An 18,559-nucleotide genomic window follows, 5' to 3' on the forward strand; every position below is an offset into this window, starting at 1 on the left:
CATAACTTATGTGCCTTGTTTGTTGATTATCGCTCGGGGTTAGAATTTAACTAACGCAGAACCCCAAGTGAAGCCGCCGCCAAAGGCTTCCAGTAGAAGCGTTTGACCACGTTGAATTCGCCCATCGCGGACTGCCTCATCAAGTGCAGTAGGTACGGTAGCTGCCGATGTATTACCGTGTTTATCCAGGGTAATGACCACTTGATCAAGCGACATTGCCAGCTTTTTAGCCGTTGCAGAGATAATACGGTAGTTCGCTTGGTGTGGCACTAACCAATCAAGCTCAGACTTATCCATATTATTCGCTGCCAATGTGTCTTTAACGAGTTTAGAAAGCTGAGTCACCGCCACTTTAAATACTTCGTTGCCCGCCATGTGCAACCATTTATCTGCATCTCCGCCACGCTCTGGAACTTCTAAGCTTAGAAGCTCACCGTATTTACCGTCAGAGTATATATGAGTAGACAAAATACCTGGCTCTTCGCTTGCGCCTACAACCACCGCGCCTGCTGCATCACCAAATAGGATGATAGTAGAGCGGTCAGTCGGATCACAGGTTTTTGACAGTGCATCAGCACCAATTACCAAAACGTTCTTACACATGCCAGTCTTAATGTGTTGATCAGCAACAGACAATGCATAGACAAAGCCTGAGCAAGCTGCCGCCAGATCAAACGCAGGGCAACCTTTTATACCGAGTTTACCTTGCACCTGACAGGCTGAAGACGGGAATGTATGGCTACTGCTGGTTGTTGCAACAATGATCAGATCAATATCTTCTTTGTCGATACCGGCCATTTCAATGGCATTTTCAGCCGCGTAAAACGCCATATCAGCAACCGTTTCATTTTCTGCTGAAATACGACGTTCTTTAATACCCGTTCTAGCAACGATCCACTCATCGCTAGTCTCTACCATTTTCTCTAAGTCTGCGTTAGTACGCACCTGAGATGGCAAGTAGCTGCCAGTACCTAAAATTTTGCTATACATGAAGACTAATAATGCCTCTCGAGTAAAACCGCTTCCAAACGATCGCTAATGCGGATAGGGACTTGTCGTTTGACCTCGTGTACTGCTTCACCAATCGCGTTGACAACTGCAGACACATCAGCACTTCCATGACTTTTAATGACAATGCCGCGCAATCCTAACAAACTTGCGCCGTTATACTGGTCGGGGTTCAAGGTTTTTAATTCAATAAATAGCTCAGAAAACAACTTTCTGGCAATCCAACCCTTTATTGTTGAAGCCATCATGCGCGTTTTTAACTTATCAATAAAGAGCTGAGCCGTACCTTCGCACGTTTTTAAGCAGATATTGCCCACAAAACCATCACATACAACCACATCAGCAGCATCTTGAAGTAATTGATTACCTTCAATATAGCCGATGAAGTTTACGGATTGAGTATTAGACAACATTTCAGCACAGCGTTTTACAAGGTCATTGCCTTTAATTTCTTCCGCACCAATGTTCAAAATAGCAACGCGTGGTACGCGGCTTAAATGCTGCTCTGCCAATGCACTACCCATCACAGCAAACTGAAACAATGAATCCGCATCACTAGAAACGTTCGCTCCTAAGTCAAGCATCCAAGTCCGATTACCGGAGGCCGTCGGTAGCGCAGAAACCAATGCTGGCCTATCAATACCGGGAAGGAGTTTAAGTCGGAAGCGAGATAAAGCCATCAGTGCACCGGTATTACCACCACTCACGCAAGCATCAGCCTGTGACTCGGCAACCAGATCGATCGCGACACGCATAGAGCTTCCTTGACTATTACGTAGTGCTAATGATGGTTTTTCAGAATTGGCAATAATTCGGTCACAATGCTGGATACTCAAACGAGAATCAGGCATTCGGCCTAATGAAGATAATTGAGATGTGATCGCATTTCGATCACCTATGAGAATGACTTTTAGCTCTGGGAAATACGACAGTGCCTGCACGGCGGCAGGCACTGTTACACGAGGACCGAAGTCCCCGCCCATTGCATCAAGCGCAACGGTTATATTTTGCAAAGGTCAACCTTACTTGTTGATAACCTTTTTGCCGCGGTAGAAACCTTCGGCAGTCACGTTGTGACGTAGGTGAGTTTCACCTGAAGTTGCGTCTACAGAAAGTGCAGCTGTAGTTAGCGCATCGTGTGAACGACGCATGCCACGCATTGAACGTGATTTCTTGCTCTTTTGTACGGCCATTGACCCTACTCCTATGTAAATTCTTAAAGAAGCAATTACTTCTTTAAGCTTTTTAAAACATCAAATGGATTCGGCTTTTTGTCTTCCTCAATTTCTTCAGGAAGTTCACCAAACACCAAGTTATTTGAGTTAACGCTACATGTCGCATCGTCGTGCATTGCTATTTGTGGCAATCCAAGGATGAACTCGTCTTCAACTAGTTGAATTAGGTCTAACTCACCGTACTCGTTAAGATCTACCAAATCGTACTCTTCCGGTGCTTCTTCTTCACTTTTCTCGCTGTAAACAGGAGTATAAGTAAATTGGACATCGCACTCATGTGCGAAAACCTCATTACAACGTTGACACTCTAAATCGACTTCGACGTTAGCTTTACCAGAGATAACGACTAATCGTTGTTCATCAAGCCCAAATGACATTGAAACTTGCGCATCACGTTTTACGCCTTCAGTTGCTTCGTTTAAACGCTTTAAAAGACTGACCTGAATGATACCATCCATATCAAGTCGTTTTTGAGCGGTTCTTGCCGGATCAACTGTACGCGGTATTTTTTCCTTTTGCATAGGGCGCGAATCTTATCTTCCAAATCATATTTAGTCAAAGGAAAAGGCAAAAAAAATAGACTTTCTTGCCTTTCCTATTCAGAGCATTATGAATAGCAGGACAAGTTACGTTATCCTGAGATCAATGCTTCCTTGAATTGTAAATTAAAATGAGAAATTACCAACTAGTTTTAGCCTCAACATCACCATTTAGGCAAGAGATCCTCAAAAAACTACAGTTAAGCTTCATTACAGCCAAGCCAGACTGCGATGAAACGCCACTTCCAGAAGAGACTCCTCAACAGTTAGTGATGCGCCTTGCCGAAACCAAAGCCAAGTCTTGTGCTCTAGAGCACCCTAGCTTAGTCATTGGTTCAGATCAGGTTTGCGTGGTTGACGGAGAGATCATAGGTAAGCCTCATACTCAAGAAAACGCAATCGAACAGTTATCTCGTCAAAGCGGTAAGAGCATTACTTTTTATACTGGGCTTTCGGTTTGGAACAACGAAACCAATGAAGCTGACACGCGTCTCGACACCTTTGTCGTGCATTTTCGCGATTTAACCAAGCAACAGATCATGAGTTATGTTGAGAAAGAACAACCTTATTACTGCGCGGGTAGCTTTATGTGTGAAGGGTTAGGCATCGCGTTGTTTAAACAGATGGAAGGCAAAGACCCGAATACTTTGATCGGCTTACCGCTGATCGATCTCGTCGATATGTTAGAAGCGCAAGGAATGAGAGTGCTGTAACAGATACGATCTCTTTGTTAGAGATTCCCTACCCCTTCCTTCGTCAGTCTAGGGAATGACGGAACACGCAATTTTATCTAACCAGCTAATGATATAGAACGTGATTTTAAAAAGTCGTCATCCTCAAGAGCGAGGAACGAGCGAGTTGGGGATCTTCTACAACCGATAAAACAAAAAAGGTTGACGATATTCGTCAACCTTTTCCATGTGATGCGTCTGCTACTCAATGCACGAAAAATCTCGTATCTCGTATCTCGTATCTCGTATCTCGTATCTCGTATCTTCTTAAAGCTTACGTAAACCCATGAGGGCTTTCTCGAGTCTTCTTTCCATTGGCGCAGAAATGTCCATCTTTTCTTCACTGCCCGGGTGCGTAAACTTAATGTTGGCGGCATGTAGGAACAGACGATCAAGCCCAACCTTGCCGGTGTAAGCATCAAAACGACGATCTCCATAGCGATCATCCCAAGCAATTGGGTGTCCTGTATACTGAGCATGCACACGAATTTGATGTGTACGGCCTGTAATTGGGCTAGCTTGAATCAACGTCGCCTCTCGGAATTTCTCTAGAACTTTAAAACGAGTTTCAGAGGCTTTACCATTTGGGTTCACGCGAACAATGCTATTCACTTCGTTTTTCAACAAAGGCGCATTCACAACTTTGCAGCTGTTTTTCCATTCGCCCATAACTAATGCAAAGTAGTATTTTTGAACCGTTTTTTCACGGAACTGTGCTTGAAGATGTCTTAGCGCTGAGCGCTTCTTAGCCACAAGCAAAATGCCAGACGTATCTCTGTCAATACGGTGCACTAATTCAAGAAAACGAGCATCAGGGCGCAGGGCGCGCAATGCTTCAATCGCACCAAACTTTAATCCACTACCACCATGGACAGCCGTTCCCGATGGTTTGTTGAGAATTAGCATGTGATCATCCTCATAGATAATGCACTGTTCTAATTCTGAAACCTTGTTGAGTTTCGTGCTTGGCACGTTCTCTTCCGTTTTCTCTTCAATGGTTACGGGAGGAATACGAACTAAATCGCCAGCTTTTAGTTTGTATTCAGCCTTGATGCGTTTTTTATTTACGCGGACTTCGCCTTTACGCACGATTCGGTAAATCATGCTTTTCGGGATGTTTTTTAATTGGTTGCGTAAGAAGTTATCAATACGCTGACCAGCCATATCTTCGTCAATGTCGACGAATTGGACTTGGGTTCTAATTTCACTCATACCGTTATTGTATCACTGTCACTTTTGATAATTGAGATTTTCTTAGCACTATTCCGCAGTAATTTTCGCTAAAGGCTGGTGCGCCCATCATAAAACAGACGTTTTTGTCCTATACTTCCTTAATTCTTCGAACAAAAAAGCATCTAGATTCCTGAAAATTAGACTATCAATTGATAAATTATTTATAGACAGTGAGTTAGAGCTATCAAAACACAAACAAAAACTGTTTTTTTTATCGCATTACAACAAAGCAGATTGCCGAGTTTCACGACCACTGCTATAGTTCACAGCTGCTATAAGTGGTTTGATTATTATTTAAACAGCTAACCATTTACCAGCAAGCAAATGAGTAGATAACTCAGATTCGACCGTGCTGCAATCGGCGTAAGACATAGTCAACTGAGCCCCTTATCGCCCTACTCACGTACACTCATGTTGAGTATTAACCGCCACATCGCGGATCATAGGTCAACTCCCTATGATGACTGACGTGCCCCAGAGCATCCCTCTCCAGCCGGGAGGCTGCACCGATAAAGCCATGGGATCTGGCACCATGAGAAACGAAATAAAGCGATAAGAAATGATGAAAATAAGAAAAGACAATGAGAATTTCTAAATGAAAAGAATGCTAATCAACGCAACTCAAAAAGAAGAGCTGCGTGTCGCTTTGGTTGATGGCCAGCGACTGTTCGATCTCGATATCGAAAGTCCAGGTCACGAGTCAAAAAAAGCGAATATCTACAAAGGACGTATTACCCGTATTGAACCAAGCCTAGAAGCGGCATTTGTCGATTACGGCGCAGAACGTCACGGTTTCCTCCCTCTTAAAGAAATTGCCCGCGAATACTTCCCTCAAGGTTATACTTACCAAGGCCGCCCTAGCATTAAAGAAGTGCTAAAAGAAGGCCAAGAAGTCATCGTACAAGTTGAGAAAGAAGAGCGAGGCAGCAAAGGCGCTGCCCTGACCACTTTCATCTCTTTGGCTGGTAGTTACTTAGTTCTTATGCCTAATAACCCTCGTGCTGGCGGTATTTCTCGTCGTATCGAAGGTGATGAACGCACACAACTGAAAGCCGCATTAAGCACTCTTGAGCTTCCTCAAGGTATGGGTTTAATCGTGCGTACAGCAGGTGTTGGCAAAAGTGCAGAAGAGCTAGAGTGGGACTTGAACGTTCTATTGAATCACTGGAGTGCTATCAAGCAAGCTTCTGATTCAAATGCAGCACCTTTCCTAATTCACCAAGAAAGTAACGTTATCGTTCGTGCGATTCGTGACTACCTACGTCGTGACATTGGCGAGATTCTAATTGACAGCAATACTATTTTTGAACGTGCACAAGCGCACATTCAATTAATACGCCCAGATTTCATGAATCGCGTTAAGAAATATGACGGTGAAGTACCACTATTCAGTCATTACCAGATTGAAAGCCAGATCGAATCTGCTTTCCAACGTGAAGTTCGTCTTCCATCTGGTGGTTCTATCGTAATCGACCCAACAGAAGCGCTGACTTCTATCGATATCAACTCTGCTCGTGCAACAAAGGGCGGTGATATTGAAGAAACAGCACTGAATACTAACCTAGAAGCTGCCGATGAAATTGCACGTCAATTACGTCTGCGTGACCTGGGTGGTCTTGTTGTTATCGACTTCATCGATATGACTCCGGTTCGTCACCAACGCGAAGTTGAAAGCCGTCTACGTGATGCCGTTCGTCTAGACCGTGCTCGTGTACAAATTGGCCGTATTTCTCGCTTTGGTCTTCTAGAGATGTCTCGTCAACGTTTGAGCCCATCACTCGCAGAAGCTAGCCACCACATTTGTCCTCGTTGTACAGGTACTGGTGTTGTTCGTGATAATGAATCGCTAGCACTGTCTGTGCTACGTTTGATTGAAGAAGAAGCTCTGAAAGACAACACAGCGCAAGTACTTGCTGTTGTGCCTGTTCCTATCGCTTCTTACCTTCTGAACGAAAAACGTCGCTCAGTAAACCACATCGAGAAGAACCAAGAAGTTAAGATCACGGTTGTTCCAAACTCAGACATGGAAACGCCCCATTTTGAGGTTATCCGAGTTCGTGAAGGTGAAGAATTCGATCTACTCTCTTACTTACTGCCTAGCAAGCTAGAAGCGCTAAAAGAAGCAGAAAGCAAAGAGCCCGCTGAACAGACTATTCGTCCTAAGAAGATCGAAGAACCTGCTCTTAAAGGCTTCGCTGCTCCTGCTCAATCAGCACCGACTCCGGCTCCAGCACCTAAAGCTGTAGAAGAGAAGAACGCTGCACCAGCAGCAACTCAAGAACCAGGCGTTATGGGTCGTTTCTTCAAAGCTATCGGTAGCTTCTTATTTGGCTCTTCAACTCAAGAAGAGAAAAAAGAAGAAGAGAAGAAAGAAGAAGAGACACCTAAAAACAATCGCAACCACGGCAACCGCCAACGCCGTGACCGCAATGACAACCGCCGTCGTAACCAACGTGGCGAGCGTGGCGAACAACGTAACGAACGTGGCGACAATCGTAACGAAAACCGTGACAACAAACGCCGTCGTAAACCTGTGCGTGATGAGAAGCCTGAAGAGCAAAAAGAAGCAGCTCCACAGCAAACTCGTCAGCCTCGTAAGCCTAAGCAAGATCGTCGCAATAAGCCACGTGATGAGCAGAAGCAACAAGAAGAGCAAGTACCATCTAAATTAGCAGAAGAAGGTCTACAGCTAGCGGCAGAAGCTCAAGCTGATAAACCAGAAGCGCCAAAGGCGAAGCCTGAAGCAAAAGCTGTGAAAATTAAAGAGCGTCGTCAACGTCGTAAGCTGAACAAACGAGTTCGAGTTAAAGACCAGCAAGCTCAAGCAGAAGCAGAAAACAATGCCGATAACGCTTCAAAAGAACTCTCTGTTTCGAAAGAACAATCAGTAGCTCAAGCGCAAAAAGTTGCAGAACAAGTAGAAGCAACTCAAGTAAATGCTGAGCAAACAGAACAGGAAGAGCCGAAGCAACGTCGTAACCGTCGTTCACCACGTCACTTACGTGCAAGTGGTCAACGTCGTCGTCGCGGTCGTGATCGTCGTCCTAACCCATTCCGCTTACGTAAAGGTGGTGTAGCCTCTCCTGAGATGGCTATGGGTAAAGTGATGCCTCGCTTCATTCCAAAACCTCACCATAAGCAGGCAAAACCTGAAGTGGCTGAAGTTCAAGTAGCAGCTGAAACATCTGTTCAAGAGCAGAATGTCACTCTAGAGACGACTCAACAAAACAACACAGCGATGGCTGGCGGCTTTGCTTGTCCAGAGCTTGCGATGGGTAAAGTTATCATCCGTCGTGAAGACGTGGTTATTGCTGAAGACGTGGCGACGGAACCTAAGGTTGAAGCTCCAGTAACTGAAGCTCCTACAGTCTTAGAAGAAGCACCAGTGGTCGTTGAAACTGCGAAAGCTGAAGCTTCAGCAATTGTTGAAGCGACGAAAGTTGAAGCGACGAAAGTTGAAGCGACGAAAGTTGAAGCGCCTGTTGTAGCGGAAGCTGTGCAAGTAGAAGCAACACCTGTTGTTGAAGCTGAAGTACCTAAAGCTGAAAGTGCAAAAGTTGAAGAAGCGCCTGTTGTAAAAGCAGAAGAAGCTCCTAAAGCGGCACCAAAGGCAGCCGTTGCCAAAAAGCAAGCCGGCTCACCAATGACGAAAGCTCCTGGTCCTCAAGAGATCAAAGAGATTCAAGTTGTTGCAGCTCCGTTCCGCACTGAGCGTTTTGTCTCGAAAGGTGCAGGCAGTCAGGCAGCGTCGAACAAAGCTGGTGCAGGAATGACTAAGCCAAACTTCTCGTGATTGCTAACAGATAATCACGCGTAAATAGAATCAAAGGCTGCTTATTAAAGCAGCCTTTTTCATGCCTACTAATCGAATAAAAATGAACGGATATATTACTCAAAGTTATGTTCAACCTTGAACTTCGTCACATTTTTGGGTAGCATTCGCGCACTTATCTTTTCGACACTTCGCTATTGCCGCTCTTTTCCATCACTGTTTGGCTACGCAATACCCCCGTGTCGGTAAATCCACTTTTAGCATAGCTGAGCAAATATGTTCGAATTCCCACAATTTTCAAAGCACTCTGTAAAGAATGAGGTGCTTTCAGGTCTTACAGTAGCCCTAGCATTAGTACCTGAAGCCGTAGCATTCGCCTTTGTTGCTGGCGTTGACCCAATGGTTGGTCTTTACGCAGCATTCATCGTAGGTTTAATCACTTCTGTATTCGGTGGTCGTCCAGGCATGATATCTGGTGCAACTGGCGCAATGGCCGTTGTAATGGTGAGCCTAGTCGCAACCCATGGCGTTCAATACCTATTTGCAGCCGTTATGCTGGCCGGCCTTCTGCAAATTGCAGCGGGTGTATTCAAGTTAGGTAAATTTATCCGTATCGTTCCACACCCAGTAATGATTGGTTTTGTGAACGGTCTGGCCATTGTTATCTTCCTGGCTCAGCTTGGTCAATTTAAAGCACCAGACGTAACAGGTGCATTAACTTGGTTACCAAGCGACCAAGTGACACTGATGTTAGGCCTCGTCGCCCTTACAATGGCAATCATCCACTTCCTACCTAAACTTACTACAGCAGTACCTTCTTCATTGGTTGCTATTGTAACGGTAACGGCTTTGGTTGTAGGCCTTGATCTCGAAACTCGTACTGTTGTCGACTTCCTACGTACTATGTCTGGTGACGAAGCCGCAACTCTGGCTGGCTCTCTACCAACCTTCTCTATTCCTGCTGTTCCGTTTTCTTTCGAGACACTTCAAATCGTCCTGCCATACGCGATTATACTTGCGGCTATCGGTTTGATTGAGTCTCTACTGACACTAACTGTACTTGATGAAATGACGAATACTCGTGGTCAATCTAATCGTGAATGTGTTGGTCAAGGTATGGCTAATATAACGTGCTCGGTATTCGGTGCGATGGGTGGTTGTGCGATGATCGGTCAATCTATGATCAACGTAAACTCAGGCGGTCGTGGTCGTCTTTCAGGTATCGCTGCGGCAGTGGCGCTACTTATGTTCATCCTGTTTGGTTCTTCGCTGATCGAAATGATTCCTCTTGCGGCACTTGTGGGCGTCATGTTCATGGTTGTTATCGGTACGTTTGAATGGGCAACCTTCAAACTTGCTCGTCGTGTTCCTAAGCAAGATTTCTTCGTTATCGTTCTTGTTACCGTGGTAACAGTACTGACTGACCTTGCTGTAGCAGTGGGCGTTGGTGTTGTAGCTTCTGCGCTGATGTTTGCTTGGCAACATGCTAAACACATCTACGCCGACACGTCTGTAAACGCTGAAGGCTCTAAAGAGTACAAAGTTAACGGTCCAATCTTCTTTGGTTCAACCGCTAACTTCCTTGAGTTGTTTGACGCATACAATGATCCACAAGATGTAATCATTGATTTTGTAAACTCACGCGTTACCGATCACTCTGCTATTGAAGCGATCGACACCATTGCTGACCGTTATGCTGCACTCGGAAAAACACTGCACCTTCGCCACCTAAGCCAAGACTGTGTTGCGATGCTGCACAAAGCGGGTAGCTTAGTGGAAGCGAACGTTGCAGAAGACCCGATTTACAAAGTGATGTCTAAGTAATCTTAGCGGTAACTTTAAGTTAAATTGAGAAAGGCCGACATTCGATGTCGGCCTTTTTTATACCTGTAGATAAGCGGCAAAGATTCCCCATACAAACGACGAGTATCGACTTCATCCCTAATCACCTGTTCTTCCGATGGTTTTTGCTATCGTAAAGTTAGGCTATGATAGGTGCGATCACCACTTAAAAGGATTTGTTATGTCGACTGAAGACAACAAAGAACAACGCCACAAAGCCAGACAACAGAAAGTAAAAGAGCAAGTCGATGCTCGCGTTGCTGCGGCACAGGAAGTAAAAGGCCTATTGCTGGTCATCACTGGTAACGGTAAAGGTAAATCAACATCAGGTTTTGGTACGATTACACGTGCAGTCGGTCATGGTAAGAAGTGTGCCGTTGCTCAGTTTGTAAAGGGGACTTGGGATAACGGCGAAAAGAACGTTCTTCAAAAGCTCAATGTCGAGTTTCAAGTGATGGGGACAGGCTTTACTTGGGAAACTCAAAACAAGGCTCAGGATATCGAAGCTGCACAGCGCGTTTGGAAAGAGTGTCAGCGCATGCTAGCCGATGAGTCGATTGATGTGGTTCTGTTTGATGAACTGACTTACATGGTGAGTTACGGCTACATTGAACTGGATGAAGTGGTAGAGGCTCTAAATAATCGTCCGAAAATGCAATCCGTGATCATTACGGGTCGGGGTGCACACCGCACTTTAACGGACATGGCCGATACCGTGTCTGAAGTTCGTAACGTAAAACACGCTTTCGAATCTGGTGTAAAGGCTCTGCAAGGCGTGGATTGGTAGTACCCTTCAATCAGAGATCCCCGACTCGGTCATTCTTCCCTCTCGAGGATAACGACTCTTCAGTGTTACTCCCTTAAATAAAGGACGAGCACCGAGCGTCATTCCCTAGAACGAGGAACAAGTCTCATAGGGAATCTCTTTGCTTACTATGCCCGGATAATAATCAGCACCCAAACAAAAGCGCCATTCCTAGAGTAGGAATGGCGCTTCTTTTATATACGAGTTAAAAACGTTTAGTTAAAGAAACCTTTCAACAAACTATCCACCGCTTCTTTGGTTTTCTCGTCTTTAATCTTATCCGTTAGCTTATTCACACCACGATCGATCTCTTTCTGCGCTTTTTGTTTCAACACATCATCAAAAACAAGCCCAAATTTTGGATCCGCCCACTGACCGGTTACTTTAATTGGGATCGTCACATCTTTCAGTTCATCGATACTCTTACCACCCTGACCTTCAAGCGAACCCACAATTGATGTGCGTACAAGGAAATCGACCGTTTCATTGATGAAGTTTGCTTTGCCTTGGCCTGTCACGCGCAGCAGTGGCGACTGTGCTGATAAGTCGTTGGTCGAAACCCAACCCTTATTCACTTTCAGTGTCGCTTTCATTGCACTGAAGTCCGTCTTTTGGGCCTCATCTTTACTCTCGACTTTCTCGCCTTTGATCTTAGCGTAGTTTTCTCGAATCAATTGAGCGACGTTGATACCATTCACCGCACCATCTTCAAAATTTATCGCGATAGTACCGACCAAGTTCTTCTTAATTCCGGTTGGAGTTAAGCTCTTACCTTTCACATTAACGTCAATATTACCGGTCCCTTCCAGCATATCGTTACCCGCAACATCAACCAATAGTGGTTGTACTTTCACGCCTTTAATTTTCTTCTTAGCTGTGTAAGTCGCAGGTGTTTTTCGCGCATCTAATCGTGCAGTCGCTGAAATAGAACCACTATAAAGATTTGATGTGAATGAAGTTAGCTCTGCGATGCCACGATTAACAGAGAATGCTGTTTTCACGTTCTGCATCTTCGCGTTGTTCGCCTTGAACTTATCAATCGTAATGTCACCTTTTACATCTAACGTTTTCAGAGCCGACAGATCAGGTTCCACTTCTTTAGCAGGAGCTGAACTGCCCGAATTGGGTGTTGAGCCACTCCCCTCCACTGAAGGCGCTGCGCTCACCGTTTCTGTTGTATTGCCTAAGCCCAAACCTAAGAATTCATCCAAATCAATATTCGGGCTATGAAGAGAGAAACGAACCTTGGGTATTTCAGATAGGGTTACGTCTGCTTTACCGTCTAATGCAATAGCGTTAGCTTGCAACTTCTCTAACACAAAGCTCAGGTGGCTCTTGTTAAGATCGAAGCTTAAGTCAGACAGCATGTCGACTTTCATTGGCGACTGAGGAAGCGTGTCGCCTTTGAATGTTGAGTCTAACGTTAATTTGTTCAGCGTTACTTTTGAAATCGCGCTATCAACCGTAAGTTCACCGCCACCTTTAAGATCAACATCAAGCCCCGATGCTTTACCAATCACAGCATAAGTCAGTGAATTTACCTTATCAAACTCAAACGTATTCAAGCCAATTTTTGCTGACTCAATCGACGTCGCTGGATCATTGAACTTAGCGTTTAAGTCGATATTACGAAGTGCGTAACTTGCGAAGCCTTCCGTTAATTTGAATTCAGCACTACCGGTAGCCGAGAATTTTTGTTGATTGTTTTCACCAGAAGCGGCAAACGTTGCCGTTGTCCATGTATCAACGGCAAACTCAGAAAGATTCAAAGACACATCGTATAGCTTAGTGAATGAACCCGTTTGTTTGTCATCCATTTCAAACCGTGCATTCGAGACAGTGACACCTGCCAGGTTGATCGTCCAGCCAGATGCGTCTTTAGTCGCTGGCTCTTGAGGCGCAGGAGCAGATTCAGAACTTGCATCTTCAGCAGGTTCTTGAGGCGCAGACGATTGCGTGAGTGCATCAATGTTCTTACGACCATTTTTAAGCGTTTCTACATAAAATTCCGCACCGTCTAGAGTGATGTTGCCGATCTCTAGTTGGTTGCTAAATAGTGGAACAACCGAAACATCAACGCCAACCGTCTCAACCTTGAATAGGTTCGGCTGAGTAAAACCTTCGGGGTTGCGCAGTTCAGTTTGACCAAGCTCGAAACCAATAGATGGGAAAAATTGCCAATTGATATCACCCTCAATCACCAGGTCTAGGCCGGTCTGTTTTTGGGCTTGTTCGACAATTAATGGCTTAAATTGGTTAGGATTAACTAACAGCACCAGTGCCAGAATGGCTGCAATAACAACAAACACTGGTACAGCTATGAAAATGAGTAGTTTCTTCATTCGCATATTCCTTGCTTAGATTCCAAAAGAAAGTGGCACTATAAAAGTGCCACTAATTCGGTAAAAAATAAAGCTAAGTGAATCACTTAGGCAAAATTCTATTCGATTAAGACTTCAACAACTTAGCAATGTGTGCTTTGAGAACATCAATTGCAATACGGTTTTTACCACCACGAGGTACGATGATATCTGCATGTTGTTTTGAAGGCTCAATAAACTGCATAAACATTGGACGTACTGTCTGTTGATATTGCTTGAGTACGCTGTCCATTGTACGACCTCGTTCTTCTACATCACGCTTAACACGACGTAGTAAACAGATATCTAGTGGTGTATCCATAAACACGCTTGCATGCATAAGATTACGTAGACGTGGGTCTGTTAGTAGCAGAATACCTTCTAAAATAATCACTTTCTTAGGGGTAAGTGTAGTCGTTTCAGAAGTGCGTGTATGCTCGGTATAGCTGTATTCAGGAACTTCTACCGCTTTACCACTCATCAATTGCTGTAGATGTTCACATAATAGATCGTGATCTAGTGCATTTGGGTGATCGTAGTTAGTTTTAACACGCTCTTCCATACTCAAGTGGCTTTGGTCGCTGTAGTAGCAATCTTCCGTGATAACACCAATTTGATGGTCGCCCACTTTCTCGCGCAGTTCATTATAGATTGTACTCGCAATCAGACTTTTTCCTGATGCTGAAGCGCCAGCGATACCTACGATGACACATTGATTATTATCAGACATTAATTTTGCACCCGATATGGTTTAGTGGTGGGAAGAGATAAACCGCCTGATTATAGGGGCTAAACAACATAGATTCTAGTCGCCATTCCTGCTAATTGCAGTCAAATTGGTGTTCTCTCTATTTTTAATGAAGACAAACGTTTGCTTTCGAATGACGACGCTACAACCATGTGCTCAACGCAATAGCGCTTTGGTCCTAAATGGCAATTTTTCCCAATATCAGGCTATGTATTCTAAACCAAACACTGTTGACGAGATTTGAAGGCTTACTTACTCTATTCCACCATAGAAAAACGGATCGCTTCCGGTCTTGCTTTTCCCGTCCAAAACATTTTCGCCGCCACATTCTCTGCAAGCTCTAGATAGTGCCGCGTGTGTTCGCTTTCAGGTCTGCGTATCACGGTTGGGCACCCCACATCGATGTCTTCTCGCACATCAATATGCAGAGGGATCTGTGCCAAGATATCGAGATAAAACTCTTCTGACATGGCTTCTGCACCACCAGCACCAAAGATATGCTCTTTCTCGCCACAGTGACTGCAAATATGGTAGCTCATGTTTTCAACTAAACCTGCCACTGGCACGTTTACTTTATCGAACATCGCCACACCTTTACGTGCATCGGCTAACGCTAAATCTTGAGGCGTGGTCACCACAATCGCCCCGGTCACTGGAATCTGTTGCGACAACGTCAGTTGAATGTCCCCGGTGCCCGGCGGCATATCGATAACAAGATAATCCAACTCAGGCCATACCGTTTCATTAACTAGCTGCCCTAAAGCCTTCGCTGCCATAGGGCCGCGCCAGATTGCTGCATCGTCTTTCGACACAAGATAGCCAATAGAGTGAGTGAAAATGCCATGTGCCTCGATGGGCATCATCCACTTATTGTTCTGTACTTCTGGTTTTGCATCTAGTTGACCGAGCATCATAGGCACTGATGGGCCGTAGATATCCGCATCCAACAAACCCACTTTTGAACCTGACTGAGATAGCGCAAGCGCAAGGTTAACTGAAGTCGTCGATTTACCCACCCCACCCTTTGCCGACGTCACGGCGATAATATTCTTAACACCCTTCAATGGTGTCGCGACGGCAGTTTCCAGCGCAGACGGCTTCACTTTTACTTCAAACTGAAAAGCGCTAACCCGCTGTTGTTTAATCTGAGAGTGGATCCACTGTTCCAACTCAACCGCGAGCTGATTAGCCGCAAAAGGTAAAGTAATAACAAATGATCCACGCGGATCAACCGATACAATATTTTGGTGTAACGCCCACTCGGGGATGAGGATTGGTGACTCGAACTCATTCAACCATGAACAGAAGTCTTGCTTAGAAGTAAAGTTACGCATTGAAGCTCCTTTTTTATTTATGCTATCACCCACGAGAGGAAGACAGAACCCCTAAAAAACTAAGGGAATCCTTTGTCTGATACCTTGGCGTATCACACGTTATAAAGTAGTATTACCTCTCAAATTTATACCTATCAACAAAAAGCGAATTATTAAGTATGGCGACTGACCCAAGAAACGTTTCCTCAAGGAAATTACTGGTAACTTGTGCGCTTCCGTACGCTAACGGCTCTATTCACCTTGGCCATATGCTTGAGCATATCCAAGCGGATATCTGGGTTCGATACCAGCGTCTACGTGGCAACACTGTAAACTTCATCTGTGCTGACGATGCTCACGGCACGCCAATTATGCTTAAAGCTCAACAGATGGGTATCACGCCAGAAGAGATGATCGCGGCTGTTAGTGAAGAGCACCAAAAAGACTTCGCTGGCTTTGATATCAGCTTTGATAACTACCACAGCACACATAGCGAAGAGAACCGTGAACTGGCTTCTCACATCTACCTAGAACTTAAAAAGAACGGCTTCATTTCTAGCCGTACTATTTCTCAGCTTTTCGACCCTGAGAAAGAGATGTTTCTACCAGACCGCTTTGTAAAAGGTACTTGCCCTAAGTGTAAGTCAGAAGACCAGTATGGTGATAACTGTGACAACTGTGGTGAGACATACAGCCCAACTGAACTGATTAACCCTAAATCAGCGGTTTCTGGTGCAACTCCAGTAATGAAAGACTCTGAGCACTTCTTCTTCGACCTACCTCAGTTCGAAAGCATGCTTAAAGAGTGGACTCGTTCTGGCTCTCTACAGAATGAAACTGCAAACAAAATGCAGGAATGGTTTGAGTCTGGTCTGCAACAGTGGGATATCTCACGTGATGCCCCTTACTTTGGCTTTGAAATCCCAGGCGAAAAAGACAAGTTCTTCTACGTATGGCTAGACGCACCGGTTGGCTACATGGCTTCTTTCAAGAACCTATGTGACAAGCGTGACGATCTAAACTTCGATGAATACTGGAAGAAAGACAGCACAACGGAACTTTACCACTTCATCGGTAAAGACATCGTTTACTTCCACAGCCTATTCTGGCCAGCAATGCTAGACGGCGCAGGTTTCCGTAAGCCAAACAACGTATTCGTACACGGCTACGTAACCGTGAACGGTGCGAAGATGTCTAAGTCGAAAGGCACATTCATCAAAGCAAGCACGTACCTAAACCACCTAGACCCTGAGTGTCTACGTTACTACTACGCTGCGAAACTAAACAGCCGCATCGATGACTTAGATCTTAACCTCGAAGACTTCACTCAACGTGTAAACGCTGACGTAGTAAACAAGATTGTTAACCTAGCTTCTCGTAACGCTGGCTTCATCACAAAACGTTTTGAAGGCAAGCTAGCGGCTGAATTTGCAGAGCCTGAGCTATATAACGAATTCGTTGCTGCTGCTGAGCGTATCGGTGAGCTATACGAAACTCGAGAGTTCAGCCGCGCTATCCGTGAAATCACGGCACTAGCAGACAAAGCGAACCAGTACATCGACGAAAAAGCACCTTGGGTTCTTGCAAAAGAAGAAGGCAAAGAAGCTGAGCTTCAAGAAGTTTCTTCTGTCGGTATTAACCTATTCCGCGTACTGATGGCTTACCTGAAACCAGTGATGCCAGAGCTTGCAGCTCGCACTGAAGCTTTCCTAAACGAAGAGCTAACGTGGGAAGCGATTGCGACTCCGCTAACTGATCACGAGATCACTCAGTTCAAAGCGCTATTCAACCGTATTGATCCTAAGAAAGTGGAAGCAATGGTTGAGTCTTCTAAAGAAGATGCAGCCGCTGAAGCAGCAGCGAAAGAAAAAGCAGAAGCTGAAAAAGAGCAAGCAAGCCAAACTGAGCTAGACAAAGAGCCAATCGCAGACGAGATTGAGTTCGATGCCTTTGCAGCAGTAGACATGCGTATTGCTCGTATCATCTCTTGTGAAGAAGTACCAAAAGCGAACAAACTACTGAAGTTCCAACTGGACATCGGTGGTGAGACTCGCCAAGTATTCTCTGGTATCAAATCAGCATACAAACCTGAAGAGCTAGAAGGCAAGCTAACGGTAATGGTAGCCAACCTAAAACCTCGTAAGATGAAGTTTGGTATGTCTGAAGGCATGATCCTAGCAGCGGGCCCTGGCGGCAGCGACCTATGGATCCTTGAGCCACACGAAGGTGCTCAACCTGGTATGCGTGTAATGTAATTCTGACTCCAGTCAGATAACAAGCACCCATCACGAAATCCCTAATGCATTTTTGACTTGAAAGAGTTAATCAGCATTGGGGATTTTTTATATCTACCGAAAATTAACGTTCTCTGTTAGAGTCGCCGTCAACTATGCTATGTAGAGTAGAAATGAGTTCGTCGACGCTGATGGGCTAACCAACACCTCTTTACTCTAAAACCTTTTTTAGGAATCTCCTGTGACTAACAACGAAATCTTGCGTCGTATTCAACACGCACTAAACCTTAAAAATGCACAAATCATCAAAGCTATCGAACAAGCTGATGTGACCGTTGCTCATGATCAAGTGATTGACTGGCTAAAAGACGACAACGACAAGTCATGCTCTAAGATGAAAGATAAAGAGTTAGCGGTATTCCTAAATGGTTTCATCAACCTTAAGCGTGGCAAAAAAGAAGGTGAGCAACCTAAACCTGAAGTCGCACTGACGAACAACATGATCTTCATGAAGCTGCGTATCGCATTAAACATGAAAGCAGAAGATGTTTTGGACGTACTAGAAGTGGTTGGCATTAGCTTGAGCAAGTACGAAATCGGCGCTTACTTCCGCAAGCCAGAAAACAAAAACTACAAAGTGTGTGAAGACCAACTACTTTGCGATTTTCTAAACGGCGTGCAATTTACCAACCGTCCAGACTCAGAAGAGTTTGCGGGTTAAGTCGCTACTCCTCGATAA

Annotated in this window: 14 protein-coding genes; 6 read left to right on the plus strand and 8 right to left on the minus strand. The window is 44.8% G+C overall.

Annotation, left to right across the window (positions count from 1 at the left end):
- Positions 1–39 precede the first annotated feature (39 nt).
- The 4 genes from OCU36_RS08710 to yceD are packed head-to-tail and all read right to left on the minus strand — an operon-like array spanning position 40 to position 2,764.
- Positions 40–990: a beta-ketoacyl-ACP synthase III gene (locus OCU36_RS08710; RefSeq protein WP_261837645.1), complete on the minus strand. Its 951-nt coding sequence runs from the start codon at positions 988–990 to the stop codon at positions 40–42.
- Between the two features lie 5 nt (positions 991–995).
- Positions 996–2,021 carry a phosphate acyltransferase PlsX gene (plsX, locus tag OCU36_RS08715; protein ID WP_261837646.1) on the minus strand — a complete coding sequence of 342 codons (1,026 nt, stop codon included), beginning with the start codon at positions 2,019–2,021 and terminating at the stop codon, positions 996–998.
- Between the two features lie 9 nt (positions 2,022–2,030).
- The gene (gene rpmF, locus OCU36_RS08720; RefSeq protein WP_004737376.1) at positions 2,031–2,201 is read right to left on the minus strand and encodes a 50S ribosomal protein L32; all 171 of its coding nucleotides are present in this window, start codon (positions 2,199–2,201) and stop codon (positions 2,031–2,033) included.
- Between the two features lie 35 nt (positions 2,202–2,236).
- Positions 2,237–2,764 (minus strand): 23S rRNA accumulation protein YceD, encoded by a 528-nt coding sequence (gene yceD / locus OCU36_RS08725; RefSeq protein WP_261837647.1) that lies wholly within the window; start codon positions 2,762–2,764, stop codon positions 2,237–2,239.
- Between the two features lie 149 nt (positions 2,765–2,913).
- Here yceD and OCU36_RS08730 point away from each other — a divergent pair, with 149 nt between their 5' ends.
- A complete protein-coding gene (locus OCU36_RS08730; protein WP_261837648.1) occupies positions 2,914–3,495 on the plus strand; it encodes a Maf family protein in 582 nt (193 codons plus the stop codon).
- A gap of 285 nt (positions 3,496–3,780) precedes the next feature.
- Here OCU36_RS08730 and rluC read toward each other — a convergent pair whose 3' ends face one another.
- Positions 3,781–4,725, minus strand: coding sequence for a 23S rRNA pseudouridine(955/2504/2580) synthase RluC (rluC, locus tag OCU36_RS08735; protein WP_261837649.1), 945 nt, complete (start codon positions 4,723–4,725; stop codon positions 3,781–3,783).
- 616 nt (positions 4,726–5,341) lie between these two features.
- On the opposite strand from rluC, the gene rne reads away from it, so the two are divergent.
- The 3 genes from rne to cobO all read left to right on the plus strand — a co-directional run bounded on the left by rne (position 5,342) and on the right by cobO (position 11,147).
- Positions 5,342–8,539, plus strand: a complete 3,198-nt coding sequence (gene rne, locus OCU36_RS08740) for a ribonuclease E (protein WP_261837650.1) — start codon at positions 5,342–5,344, stop codon at positions 8,537–8,539.
- Positions 8,540–8,794: 255 nt separating this feature from the next.
- Positions 8,795–10,342, plus strand: coding sequence for a SulP family inorganic anion transporter (locus OCU36_RS08745; protein WP_261837651.1), 1,548 nt, complete (start codon positions 8,795–8,797; stop codon positions 10,340–10,342).
- Positions 10,343–10,541: 199 nt separating this feature from the next.
- Positions 10,542–11,147, plus strand: a complete 606-nt coding sequence (gene cobO / locus OCU36_RS08750; RefSeq protein ID WP_261837652.1) for a cob(I)yrinic acid a,c-diamide adenosyltransferase — start codon at positions 10,542–10,544, stop codon at positions 11,145–11,147.
- A 233-nt stretch (positions 11,148–11,380) separates the two neighbouring features.
- Here the strand turns inward: cobO and OCU36_RS08755 are convergent, their stop codons facing one another.
- The 3 genes from OCU36_RS08755 to apbC form a co-directional block, all read right to left on the minus strand.
- Positions 11,381–13,507: an AsmA family protein gene (locus tag OCU36_RS08755; protein ID WP_261837653.1), complete on the minus strand. Its 2,127-nt coding sequence runs from the start codon at positions 13,505–13,507 to the stop codon at positions 11,381–11,383.
- A gap of 106 nt (positions 13,508–13,613) precedes the next feature.
- Positions 13,614–14,255 carry a uridine kinase gene (udk, locus tag OCU36_RS08760; RefSeq protein ID WP_261837654.1) on the minus strand — a complete coding sequence of 214 codons (642 nt, stop codon included), beginning with the start codon at positions 14,253–14,255 and terminating at the stop codon, positions 13,614–13,616.
- Positions 14,256–14,530: 275 nt separating this feature from the next.
- Entirely contained in the window at positions 14,531–15,607 is a 1,077-nt protein-coding gene (gene apbC / locus OCU36_RS08765; protein ID WP_261837655.1) for an iron-sulfur cluster carrier protein ApbC, read from the minus strand.
- A gap of 158 nt (positions 15,608–15,765) precedes the next feature.
- Between apbC and metG the strand changes: the two genes are divergently transcribed.
- Positions 15,766–17,841, plus strand: a complete 2,076-nt coding sequence (gene metG, locus OCU36_RS08770; RefSeq protein WP_261837656.1) for a methionine--tRNA ligase — start codon at positions 15,766–15,768, stop codon at positions 17,839–17,841.
- A gap of 220 nt (positions 17,842–18,061) precedes the next feature.
- A complete protein-coding gene (locus OCU36_RS08775) occupies positions 18,062–18,541 on the plus strand; it encodes a YehS family protein (protein ID WP_261837657.1) in 480 nt (159 codons plus the stop codon).
- Positions 18,542–18,559: the final 18 nt, after the last annotated feature.

It is taken from the genome of Vibrio artabrorum (assembly GCF_024347295.1).
Classification (GTDB): domain Bacteria; phylum Pseudomonadota; class Gammaproteobacteria; order Enterobacterales; family Vibrionaceae; genus Vibrio; species Vibrio artabrorum.

Coding starts and splice junctions, on each gene's coding strand:
- OCU36_RS08710 (WP_261837645.1), bottom strand. CDS start 990: ATGTATAGCAAAATTTTAGGTACTGGCAGCTACTTGCCATCTCAGGTG.
- rpmF (WP_004737376.1), bottom strand. CDS start 2,201: ATGGCCGTACAAAAGAGCAAGAAATCACGTTCAATGCGTGGCATGCGT.
- yceD (WP_261837647.1), bottom strand. CDS start 2,764: ATGCAAAAGGAAAAAATACCGCGTACAGTTGATCCGGCAAGAACCGCT.
- OCU36_RS08730 (WP_261837648.1), top strand. CDS start 2,914: ATGAGAAATTACCAACTAGTTTTAGCCTCAACATCACCATTTAGGCAA.
- rluC (WP_261837649.1), bottom strand. CDS start 4,725: ATGAGTGAAATTAGAACCCAAGTCCAATTCGTCGACATTGACGAAGAT.
- rne (WP_261837650.1), top strand. CDS start 5,342: ATGAAAAGAATGCTAATCAACGCAACTCAAAAAGAAGAGCTGCGTGTC.
- OCU36_RS08745 (WP_261837651.1), top strand. CDS start 8,795: ATGTTCGAATTCCCACAATTTTCAAAGCACTCTGTAAAGAATGAGGTG.
- cobO (WP_261837652.1), top strand. CDS start 10,542: ATGTCGACTGAAGACAACAAAGAACAACGCCACAAAGCCAGACAACAG.
- OCU36_RS08755 (WP_261837653.1), bottom strand. CDS start 13,507: ATGAAGAAACTACTCATTTTCATAGCTGTACCAGTGTTTGTTGTTATT.
- udk (WP_261837654.1), bottom strand. CDS start 14,255: ATGTCTGATAATAATCAATGTGTCATCGTAGGTATCGCTGGCGCTTCA.
- apbC (WP_261837655.1), bottom strand. CDS start 15,607: ATGCGTAACTTTACTTCTAAGCAAGACTTCTGTTCATGGTTGAATGAG.
- metG (WP_261837656.1), top strand. CDS start 15,766: ATGGCGACTGACCCAAGAAACGTTTCCTCAAGGAAATTACTGGTAACT.